Origin of the sequence: Nostoc sp. FACHB-152, assembly GCF_014697475.1 — a bacterium.
Classification (GTDB): Bacteria; Cyanobacteriota; Cyanobacteriia; order Cyanobacteriales; family Nostocaceae; genus Nostoc_B.
Genome location: NZ_JACJRV010000045.1, coordinates 47,220 through 59,255 on the forward strand (window position 1 = coordinate 47,220; position 12,036 = coordinate 59,255).

At 38.0% G+C, this 12,036-nt stretch carries 6 protein-coding genes and 1 pseudogene; 3 read left to right on the forward strand and 4 right to left on the reverse strand.

The genetic code is table 11. The features are described 5' to 3' along the window. Nucleotides 1-169: 169 nt before the first annotated feature. Nucleotides 170-502 (reverse strand): annotated as a pseudogene (locus H6G76_RS23575) (transposase family protein); the annotation flags it as partial. A gap of 577 nt (nt 503-1,079) precedes the next feature. Here H6G76_RS23575 and H6G76_RS23580 point away from each other — a divergent pair. After that, nucleotides 1,080-8,825, forward strand: coding sequence for a hypothetical protein (locus H6G76_RS23580; RefSeq protein ID WP_190706361.1), 7,746 nt, complete (start codon nt 1,080-1,082; stop codon nt 8,823-8,825). A gap of 7 nt (nt 8,826-8,832) precedes the next feature. Further along, nucleotides 8,833-9,603, forward strand: coding sequence for a hypothetical protein (locus H6G76_RS23585; protein ID WP_190706364.1), 771 nt, complete (start codon nt 8,833-8,835; stop codon nt 9,601-9,603). Here the strand turns inward: H6G76_RS23585 and H6G76_RS23590 are convergent. Further along, nucleotides 9,600-9,845: a hypothetical protein gene (locus tag H6G76_RS23590; protein WP_190706367.1), complete on the reverse strand. Its 246-nt coding sequence runs from the start codon at nt 9,843-9,845 to the stop codon at nt 9,600-9,602. The genes H6G76_RS23585 and H6G76_RS23590 overlap by 4 nt on opposite strands. A 256-nt stretch (nt 9,846-10,101) precedes the next feature. Between H6G76_RS23590 and H6G76_RS23595 the strand changes: the two genes are divergently transcribed. Continuing rightward, a complete protein-coding gene (locus H6G76_RS23595; RefSeq protein ID WP_190706370.1) occupies nt 10,102-10,890 on the forward strand; it encodes a response regulator transcription factor in 789 nt (262 codons plus the stop codon). Between the two features lie 4 nt (nt 10,891-10,894). Here H6G76_RS23595 and H6G76_RS23600 read toward each other — a convergent pair whose 3' ends face one another. After that, on the reverse strand, nt 10,895-11,515 hold the full coding sequence (locus H6G76_RS23600) for a DUF6753 family protein (RefSeq protein WP_190706373.1): 621 nt from the start codon (nt 11,513-11,515) through the stop codon (nt 10,895-10,897). A gap of 55 nt (nt 11,516-11,570) precedes the next feature. Further along, nucleotides 11,571-11,858, reverse strand: coding sequence for a hypothetical protein (locus H6G76_RS37250; protein ID WP_242056496.1), 288 nt, complete (start codon nt 11,856-11,858; stop codon nt 11,571-11,573). Nucleotides 11,859-12,036: the final 178 nt, after the last annotated feature.

A 12,036-nucleotide genomic window follows, 5' to 3' on the forward strand; every position in this document is an offset into this window, starting at 1 on the left:
TAGGGGCTTTCCTCTACTTCTAGAATGACTTTATCATCAAAGCCTCATTGCTCAATCTCCATCCCGGAGAGCGATCGCTACTTTTGTCGCTTTCTTAGTATACGTGTACTATATTTAGATGCGTTCGCCCTGGACTTTCCATCACATCTATCACAACTAAATCTTCTTAAGATGACATTTTTAATAGTTCTTTTTTACCAGACAGACTAAACTTTCTGGAACTAATTAAAATGTTTTCTATTTTATAAACTGTTCTGCATACTGCTGACTCTGATAGTTCCCAGTCTAATCCAATATGATAGTAAGTTCAGTATTCTCTCCAATATTGAATGATCATTAGAACTTGGTTTTCAATAATTAATTTAGGTCGGCGGCCAGATTTTTTCTTCTTTTGATCATCAGCTTTAACTACATTAACTATCAATTCAAAGGTTCGACGGCTTACTCCAGTCATTCGCTTAAATTTTTTCGCACTAAGGTGTTTGGCTTTCTCTATTTTCAACGCTCTTCAAAATCATAATCGCAAATTGCCGAGTCTTTTATCTTACCATAAAAAACTTTTGCAAGAGTTCTTCTGCATCATTTACATCTCTTGGATACGCTTTGCATCTCATTGTTGAGATCACTACTTTATTGCTTCAAAATCAATTTTCATTTGTAGCGATCGCCTTGCTTTGCTCTCTTTACATTTGTTTAGAGACAGCCTCTTAGAGAGGTGTAAAATTATCAAGGTGCTGCCACACGAATTTAGCTTTTCCTCTCAAACTGCAAACATAACCACAATGGCAAACATGAAGAATGTTACTACTGATTCAGGGTTAAGCAAGAAGTAATCAATAAGTCAGTATATTTTTTGGCATACTTAAATTATGGCATTAGGTTCAATAAGGCTTTATTAGGAATAAACTAAGTAAATTTTCTATAAACAAGTATTTTTAAATACTGGCAAATTGTTAGTCTAAATTAGAAACTTGTTGAATAGATTACAGATAAAAAGAAAGTAAAATTTAATTTTACAGGCATTTTAGTGCCAAAAAGTGAAAATTTATCTTTAATTTTATAAGTTTAATTGTTTATATATGGCAATTCAAGCTAAACATTTTGACACTAGATTAAATCAATGGATTCATACAGATGGTAATACAAATAATCCAGATTCGCTGTTAAAGGAAGAACTTAACAATACTCTACTAGAACATTTCTTTCCTGGGGTAAACTTTTCGTTCGGACATATGGACGAAAAGTCTACTGTGGAACAATTAATTAATCATCCTGAAGGTCATAAATTATTATTATCGTCAAAAACTCGGTTGTTATATGGCCCTGAAGAATGTCTAGATACAATTAGGCAATTATGCCCTGATAACAAAGATAGAGGTGCTTACGGGTCTATCTTTCTTGGTTCATGTAAAAATGCTGTCAATAAAGAGTTAAACATCCTAATAGTTGATGATAATAATGGTGAAAATGGCGGCATTATCAGTAATGACCAAGCATATCGGCTAACAGGAGACTGTTACGGACAAATATCAAAAGACCTGTATCACGAATTAACCAAGCATCAAAAAGGTGATAAATATCGAGTAATTCAGCACCGCTTCGGTTGGACTGATCGAGACGGAAATGACAATAAATACCGCTTTGGTAAAGGTACACTACGCCCTGCTAACCTTGAGCAAATCCTCAATTATCAAGACCCCAATAACTTAAATAAAATTGATCTAATTCTTCCCTTATCTGCGTTCAAGGGAACTGATAAAGATAATCCTAATGGCCCGACTAAGCCTCAAATTCAACCTGGATTGTACCGACAAAATATCTGGCTAGGTGAAAAATCACAATCTGAACTCGGCAAGACAGCTATATCGCAGTTACTCGCTTCATTCCCTAACGGACTGAAAGACTTTACTGAACAGCTAGAACTTGAAGCCAAAAAGCTTAAAGAAGCACAGGATGATCCTCGGCAACTTGTACAACTTTACTGCGAAAAGTACGAGAAGCGGAAAGCTTTTTTAGAAGAACAAGCAACCATACTAGAAGAACAAGCAGCAGAAGATCCAATATTAGCAGAAGAGTTAGAAACTTTGCGCGATCGCATTGCTACTGACTCGTTTATTTACAAACTCATCAAAGCTGACTTGCAAGGAGAAAGGCAACTTCTCGAAACTGAGAAAGTACAGCGCGAACTCGCCCGGTTCGTCCAAAACGAATGGAAAGAAATCGCCATCGGCAAGACGCTCACATTTGAGCGAGCAATGGTCATTCCCTCCAAAGACCTGCAAAATGGGGAAATTTCCATACCGCATTATCAAGACGGTGAAGAAGTTCTCAACTTCCGCTCCCCTTTCCTCAACTCAAATGGTCTGTGCGTCTCAACTAACAAAATTGTAGAAGATATCCTTGGGCCTGATGGCCAACCTCTCGCTGGTGCGATCGCTGTCTCGGACGAAACAAGCGATCGCATTTACAACCGCCTCAATGAGCAAATTAAATCTATCCTGTCAGAAGCTCAAGGAAAAAATATCCAGTTAGCAGGTATTGAAAATTACTTAGACCAAAGTATTAGTAAGCTCGAAACTAAAGATAAAATCGAGTTTACTAACAAATTTAATCAGTATATTTTAGAACTAAAATCAGCTGGTTATGAATTAGAAATTCTCCCTCAAGAGTCCGAACAAGAGCGTCAAGCACGTGACTACGATGGTGATTGTATCGGCTTCGAGCGGGCAAGCAAGTATCCCAACCTCACCGCCGAAGCAAAGGAGCGCAACCTTCCTGAAAACGCTTACGCTCCAACTGTCAAACTTAAGAAACAATCTTTTTACCAAGAAGATGGCAGTCAGCCAGAATTTGAGGAAATCGCCATCCACATGAGCGATGACATTAGTGTGGGTGTTATCAACAATCACCTTACAGCAATTGAGGCGTTAGAGTCAGAAATTACGATTCTCAAAAATTTTGGTAGTGAAAAAGACTCAATTGAGTACGTACAGCAGGTAGCCAAACACTACGAAGATTTATTCAAAACAGAAGCCTGGGCAAAATCCAAGGGTATTGAAGGGAAGGAAATTTCAAGCAAGTACCGCAGTTACATGGAAGAGTTCATCAAAACTGTTCGACAAGAACCCGCCAATACACTAGTGGCGATGAACATTAATACCCAAATGTACCGTGAAATGATTGCTGAGGCAGCATTTCAAAATCAAATTGCAGTTGACCTTTTCAAGAGTGCCAAAAAACCTAAAATTGAAATTATTCGCAATAATAGTCGGATTCTTCATCGTGAAGTCAACTATATTAAGGATAAGAAGAAAGATGTCTATATTGACAATACAATTCAACCGACAGGATACTCTCCTGTTGAATTACTAATTGCTCAAACCAATCAGTATTTTGAAAAAGCTCGCCTCGAATCGCGTGAAATCGTTCAATTTCAAGCTTTATTTAAAGGGGTTGAATTTTCTCACAAAGAGCGATTAAGAGCTACCCTCATCAAAAAAGAATTCGACAAATCATTCAACCGAGCAAGTGAGTTATCTAAACAAAAAGAAACTGAAAAAGGGCCGTCTGCAAATATTACCCTTGCTAGTGGTAATCAAGTAAGTATAACTAATCTTCTACAATATGATAATGAATTTATCTGGAAAGCTAACACAATTACGATAAAAGTATCAGAGATATCCGAAGATAAGCGCAACAACAACCGTCCGCATAAATATTTAGTTTATGCTCAAATTAACGATGAAACTGAGAATGGTAAACCCAAGTTTAGAAAATTAGGAACACTAGCGAGGGAGCAAGAAAATAAACTCGAAGAGATAGGAATTACACTTGGGCAAGAAGTAAAATCTAACAAAATATCATTCCAGCCTGAACTAAGCGAAGGTCAAATTAAACTTCTTTACCAAAAAGCTTACGAAGTAGCAGAGGACTTTTATAATTCGATTCCAGAAGACCAAAAGCTAACAATGGCAGCTGCCACCTGGGCAGTATCAACTACTCGTGAGACTGGTAATGATAAAAGTAGCGATCGCCAGAACAAAGTTTCTAATTTTGCCTTTGCTGCCTTTCCTCAAGAGATTATCAGTCAGTTGGATACACTCAAGTTTACCGAGTTTAGTATCACTGGGTTTGACCGAAATAATGAGTTTTTTAATCAAAATCAACCTCAGAGTATTCGATTTAATCTAGCTGAAGATGGAAAAAGCGTAATTGAGATCCAGAATCAAGAGGGTAATTACGAATCATTCGGAAATATTGAACAAAGTAATGCCCGGCTACCAATTGGTACTATTGCTATTGGCAGTATTGAAAAAGGTGAAGTATACACCACGTCTGTTACAACCAAAGTACCTGGACTACCAGAACTCACTTTCAAAGTAGGCGAAGTTAATAAGTTTGGGAATTCCCAGAGGTTTAATAATGAACCTGTAATGTTAACTATTGAAAAGGTTGACCTGATTCGAGAAGACTATACTATCTATCTTCAAAATGGTAACAAACCTGAAAAACTAGGCAATATTGATAAAGAATCAATCAAAGAAGGTATTGCTCAAGGCTGGCTAGCAGAAAAGCCTGGGAATGGGCAAAAGTTACAGCTTAAAATTCAAACTATCATCACTGGACAAAATGCCTATGCCATAGCAGAAACATCTCAGAGCAATCTGTTACGAATTAATATTACGAATCCAAAATACAAAAAACATGAGATTAGCAACCAAGCATTTCAAGAAACTTTAATTAGAGCATTTGATAAAAAGCACGTTTATATTGCTAAAATAGGTGACCAATCGCTCGGTATTATTGGTCAGCATAATGAACGTCTCGAAGCTGATTTAAATAAAGGGAATACACAAAAACAGTGGCAAAGGAAAGAAACTAGCACTGTACAAAAATTAATTGATACGGGTATTATTCGCCCAAACCAACAACGAACCACTATCCCTGTAGAGATTAACAGTAATGAAAGTACCTGTAAAATAATTATCGATCCAGAAACAGTACAGTATCCCGACAAATGGGTTAAACGCAGTCAGCTTATAAGTAATGAAAAGCCTGTAAGAACCGAACAGCAGGAAAAACGCAACCAAATACTCGATAAAATTAACGAACGCCCTACAATCATGTTCCAAGATAAAGAACAAAAATTAGTAGGGCTTTTAGGATTAGCAGTTGATGAAAATCTAACTGAAAAAACCAAAAAGTATCTCGAAAAAGTAGGAGTATCATACGAACAGCTTCCTGTATCACAAGCTCGGTTAGAAGCTAAAAAAGGAATGACTGTATTCGTACTTGATGAAAGTACCATCAGCAGCGAATTAAGACAAACCTTTATTAACCGTGCTGGTGGTCATATCAAAAGTGCAGATACACCATCACAACCCACTCCAATCATTCCACAACAAACTATATATTTTTATAATCCAAATCAACAATATAGTTCCCCGGATGGAGCGCTCTTAGAAACTAAAGAAGCTTTTGGACTAGTAGTTCCCGCACAAAACGCGATCGCTGTAGCCACTTGGCTAGAATCAAAATCTACTGAAAACAACTATTTTATTGAGAGTAACACCGCTACATTCATTTTTAATAAAAATGAGATTAGTGAGGAAATAACCGAAGAATTAAATACTTTGCTTGGAGAAGCTATTAATATTGGTGAAGTTGATGGTTTTGACCGCTATGAACAGCTTAGTGCAGAGTTAAATGAAAAAGTTGCAACTGAAGGTAGTCTTTTAAAATTAACCAATATTCCAGAAAATAGTGATTACCAAAAAGCTTTACAAGCACTTCCTAACCGTCCAAGAGAACTGAATCAAGAAGATTCTCCAGTACCAACTGTTCCTGCTAAAGCTTTATCTGAAAAGAATACAACTAATATTCAATCAAATACTAACGCCACAGTTGGAGGAATTTCACAAGTCTATCAAAACGCGGGTGAGATGCAAGTATTAACGGATATACAAGCAGAAGCTAAGAATCAATCAATATTACTACCCAACTCGCGTCAAGCCGATCCAACTAAAGCTATCGAAATATTGGGTAAGGTAAGCGAGGAAAAAGTTGACCAGCTGCGATCGCATCTTGAAACCCACCTCAAACCTATACTTGAAAATGACAAATCTAACTATGCACCACTGAGACAAGTTGCCTGGGTCGGTGCAAAATGGGACTTGAAGGATAAAGACTTCAAGCCAGGGGTGCAGGACGACAAGTTGATGGAACTTGTTAAGCAAGTATATCCTGACGCTGATATTGTGCTGGTAACTTATTCCGAGAACCCCGGTGCTGGCATAAACTATCACCGCGATGACTCCTACGCCGCGACGGAAGCCCGCAACATTAATATCGGAAATTCTGACTGGGGCTATCGCGCTGCTAAGGAACGAATGGCATGGACTAGGGAAGAGAATCAGGAGGCACCATACCAAGAGTTTAAACTTGAGTCGGGTACAGTAACCCGCTTTAACTGCAAGAACGAACACGCTGCACTGAATACTGAGGCTGGTAGATGGTCTATCAACATCTGGTCAATTAAAAATGACCTGGGCAGAGAAAACAGCGTTCGCCAAAAATTTGAGAACTTCCTCACCTCAAACCAACCTCCGCGTGCGGTAGTCCAAAGCAACAACGACCTCACCATCAAAGCTAACGAGTGGACACCAGGGGGAGAAATTAAAGTAGAGCGCAGTTATACCAGCCTCAGAGAAGTCGCCCAAAACATACCCTCACACCCTTCAAACCAACCAACTGTCGAAGAAATTATCGCCATTGGCAATTCCACTGCGGCACGCGCTGCTAATCCTCAGATTCCAGACAACGCGAGTATATCTGGCAAACCAGTACCAATGGTTTATTTGCTGCATCTGCACGGCGAAGCTACCACAATACCAGTTGATACAACCATCGATGCTATGCGCGGACACGGTAGGATACACACTACCAGAGGTGTAGACTACCACAAAACTTATGGTATCAATGAGGGAGATATTGCGATCGCCCAAGGTAAAAACGGCAAGCAAGTTGCTTTTCGGGTAGGTAAGCAATATAAAATTACCACCCAAATGATTCAAGACCCAAGTTACCAGCAAGCCTGGGCGAGATGGGAGAAGCATTCACCAAAAGAACTTACCCAAACTCAAGCGATTAAGAGTCAGGTATATGGCTTATTCATGGAGCCACTAGGAGATTATGTCAATGGCAAAATTATTCCGTTCCCAACCATCCAAAAACAAGCTGCAACTCCAGTAAATATCAGCCCCGACTCCAAAGATGGGCTGGGAGTAGCACTAAGTCTTGCCACTGCACTGGCAAAAGAACAAGGCAAGCTGCAAAACGATTACCAAGTTTCAGTCAAAAATAATCCAGAAGCCCCCGCCGGGCAGTATGGAGTAGAAACCCATGTCCAAAAACCTCAAGGGGTAGCATACGCATCCGCCGAACACGCATTTAATCACCAAAAGCAGTTGCATCCATCAGTTGATGAATACCAGCTAATGGTAGAAGTGCTTCAGGCTAAACTCGAACAACACCCCCGGCTAACTGAGGCGATCGCCAAACGTGGGGGAGTCAATTGGTTAGAGAATTGTACAAGCATAACTAACGCCCAAGATAAACAGTGGCAGGGTAAGGGTAAAGAATCCGCATTTATTCAAGCCCTTAGCGAAGCATATATGTATGTAGTTGCAAAATCACAACAAACTACAGTACAAACCCAGCAAGACAAGTCCCAAAAGACTGCTCTGCGGCCCACAAATCCACTGTCTCAACTCGAACCTATAAACGCCGCCGTCGCTGAACACATGAAAAAAGACATTGCGATGGCCCAAATAGCTACCCAGTTTATCGGTAAATCAGCTGCACCTCCCGGTACACTTTCAAGCACACGAAATTACGAGCAAGCATGGGGGGAACGCGCCAACACAGGAAATTACTCAAAAGAAGACATCATTATGGTGTCCGGATCTGGCCCGTGGCGTGGAGTAACAAGCGAGCAAATTGCCCAAACATTTGAAAATCACTATAAACCCTTACTTGATAAAGCAATAACAGCGAAAAGCTCTTTTCTAGTTGGAAATGCACAAGGAACTGACCAATTAGTTCAAAATTATCTCCAAGAAAAAGGGTACAAAGTAGAACAAACTTCCCAAGGGTACGCAGTATTTAATCCTGTAGAAAACACCAAAGTTAGTAGCGATATTATTTCTACCAATACACAAGTATTACATAACTCATTAATTGCTAAAGACAAGAGCATTTTCTCCCCGCAACAAAGCCAACAACCAAATATTGACCAAGCACTCGCATCACCTGCTCAACCCAAAATGCAGCAAGTTGGAGCGATGGATAGCATTATCGAGCGGATGAAAGCTAATACAGTGCAAAATCTTCAAGACTGGTATATGGCGGCTGAAAAACTCGGTAAATCAGACACATATCTCAATAGAATTCAGGAGGTAACTAATTTATACATTCAAGAAAATATTAGTCTTGAGAATGCTTTTAAGGCAATGGAACAAGACATTAAAGAATTAGAAAAAGTTAATGAGATGACCAGTCTTGCTCAACGTGTAGTTAAGACAATTGGACAAGAAGATATTAATGGCATTATGACAGTCCAAACAGAAAAATATCAGATTGCTACTCAGACTCAAAACCAAACTTATTTAGTTAAAGATAAAAAGGATAATATCTTGCTATATGTCAAACAAGGAAAAACTCAAGTAAGTAACATTAGTGATGAAACATTACAAGATTTTCAAGTTATGAGCGATCGCATCAATAATGCACTCAAAGATGTCAAAAAAGATTTAGTAGAAAGGTAATTTTATTATGAAAGAACTAATCAAGTTTCCAGTAGAAGGTTTAACTCCAGCAATGCAAGCTTGTCTCCTCAGAGAATTAATCGCACAGCTTAATATACCTGATAAGAAATTTGAAGAATCTGCAAAAAATCCTCCAACTGCTGAGGAACGACAAGAGGCTGTGTTAAAGTTAAATTCAGAAATGAATAGAATCAGTGAAATAGCACAAGAGGAAGTAAAGTTAAGCTCCACAGAAATTGAACCTATCAATTTTGTTAATCCAGTTAGTCCAGAGTCATCTTTACAATCCGAAGTAAGCCAGTCTAAAGAAAATAGAATTGAACCAGATGTTCTAAAAAATTTTACAGATAAAAATGACGACAATAATGGCAACTTAGTAGAAGAAAGTCAACACGATAAAGTGCAATCTTTTATCGCTAATTTACAAATTCAACAATTTGTTATTCCTGTAATTTTAGACCGCTTAAATATATTTGGGAAACCAGACAAAGAGACAGAAAGTATCATTTATAAAGGTGAGGCATATACTGCAAGTCTCAAATCAGGAGAAGATTCACAAACTCTTAGCCTTGATAGAAATTCCCCTGATTCAGAAGCAAGCCAAGAAGCACTCCTAGCATCTCGTAATAATAGTTCAGAGAATTACTCTATCATCATCAATAACCTTACCCATAATGAATTTGAACGGTTTAAGGCTCTGTTCGATGAGCAACAAGCACACTGCGAACACAACCAACAACAATTCAAAAACCAGGATGCTGTTCAAGAGATAAATTAAATCAACCCAAAGCACACACCATACGAAAAAGCTATAAACCCCAAAACTAGCTTGTTATTAAAACTCAAGGGAGTTTTGGGGCAAATAACAACCGCAACAGCAAAATAATAAAAAGACGCAGTAAAATCAAACAAACTCGTCGGGTTAATAGGTAATCTACCTAACCCGACCAAACATAGCATTCCTATTAAAGACCAAACAACAATATTTTCTATCCATCCTAGAAGTTTATTGAAATTCATAAAAAATCCTTTATTACCCCCTAAATTTGATAAATACTATTAAAACTAAAACCGATCGATAAAATTGCCTAGTAAATAGATTGCTTAATGAAAACTACACAAACCATCCAATCACTTTGTAAATTTTTTAAATTTAAAAATAAAGTTTTTAAACAAGCTGATTAATTTATAGTAACTGTAAAGATTAAAAAATAGTAAAAGCTAAGTGTTATAAGTATAATAATCAGGGAAAATACTAAACCGAACAGTATGTAATATGAAACCTATTAATGTTGTCATCATTGAAAATGAGAACATATCTAGGGTTGGAGCGGCGACGATATTATCTGAAACTGGTAAAATCCAGGTATGTGGCGTTGCAAAATCTGGAAAGGAAGGAATAGAAACTGTTGACCAACAAAAGCCAGATATCGTGGTGATAAATATCGATTTACCTGATATCAATGGCACTGATGTCATAAGTTTAATTAAATGCAAACACGCGTCAATTAAAATAGTGGTTATGACTGCAAATAGCAGTCGAGATACCATTAACGCAGCAATTAGTAATGGCGCAGACTGCTACTACTGTAAAAATAATGCCAGAGAAGAAGTAGGAGAAAGATTCATTGAAGCAGTAATGGCTGCATACAATAATGAATCATGGATTGACCCAACGATTAATCGCATTCTGATTGATAATCTTAGGTCAAATGACACAGCCGATAGAAATTCACTAGATTTGTTAAGTGATTTTTCTAATAAAGAAATTACAGTTCTCAAATTAGCGGCTGGCGGCATGAAAAATAATGAAATTGCTAATGTCATGTATGTTTCCGAAGGTACAGTCAGGTCATATTTACATAATTCATTTATCAAGTTAGGAGTCAAAGATAGATTAAACGCTATCCGCGAAGCTATCCGCTTGGGAATTCTCAGCTTTGCAGACATGAAAATCGAAGAAGAAGTTACTCAAGAAACCCACACAAGAGTCAAAACCAACCAAAATAGTCAAAAGGATACAGCTAAAACGAGTAATAAAGGATACAAAGGGTGGGTTGCCTAGAAAATTAATCAACTGCAATTATGCAGCCACCTGAATACTTCTTCTGCTGGCGGCAAGTTTTAATGATGGCAGCGTTTCTAACATAAATACTACGTGCTACCTTACCTTCATTAGATTTGGCCCAATCCAGAAGCTTTTTATCTTCGGGTTGTAAAATGGCAGATCCAGAAGCCGCCTGCTGAAAAGTTACACTTCCAGTAATAGTCTTGTATGTAAAAACACCAATTGCAGATCCTAAAGCCAGTACAAAACCCAACACTCCCGCTACTTGTGCCAATCGCCAATTACTTACGCTCAAGAGAGGCAATGCCCCACCAGCTTGCTTAGTCATCTTAATTAAATCTTTAGCGGCTTGGGCGATCGCACTTTTTTGTTGTTGTATTGCCACCTTAGAAGCACTATTTAACTTATCGTCCACCATGTCAGTCCAACCCACCACAAGCGAGTCAAGCCTACCAGGTAGCTGCTGCAACGCAAATTGGGTTGTACCTAGTTCCGCGTATAGGTTAAACAAGGGGTCATCAGGTCGAACACCTAATTTAAGTATCCAATCAGCAACCTCTGCTTTCTTTTCTTCAGAATATTCTGCAATAACTTTTTCAACAACTTTTGCAATATTGGTCATAGGTTGTCTAAATAGTCAATTTAAAATCTCACTGTCAATTTGGTAAAGCTCATACTTACCATTCTTCAGATTCAATATTTTCATTTACATCAAAATTGGAAGGATTTTGTTGATTTGCACCTACAGAAGCTAGTTCTGTACAGTTCTTACTCAGCCCTAAATAATTAGAAGCGATCGCATTAGAAACAATAGAATTCTTAAAATTATCCATCCAGTTGAATACTATCGAACGCTGAATAGTATTAAGAGGGGCGTTAGTTTCAATAAGTTGAGCATAGGGTAAACCAGTATCCTCAAGCAACTGGTAAAAGTCGTTATGCAACCCGCCCAAAACTAGCTCCAAACCATTTAATTTTTTAATATCAGCTTGGAATCCACTACCTTCATAGTATCGAAATTGTTTGCCAAAGTAATAATTTTGGCTCTCCCAGAGTAACTATGGTAAAATAATATAAGAAAATTAAATAAAACTTAGATAATTTAGATTGGTTAATAGAGAAAACCCAAGCTATAAACCGAAT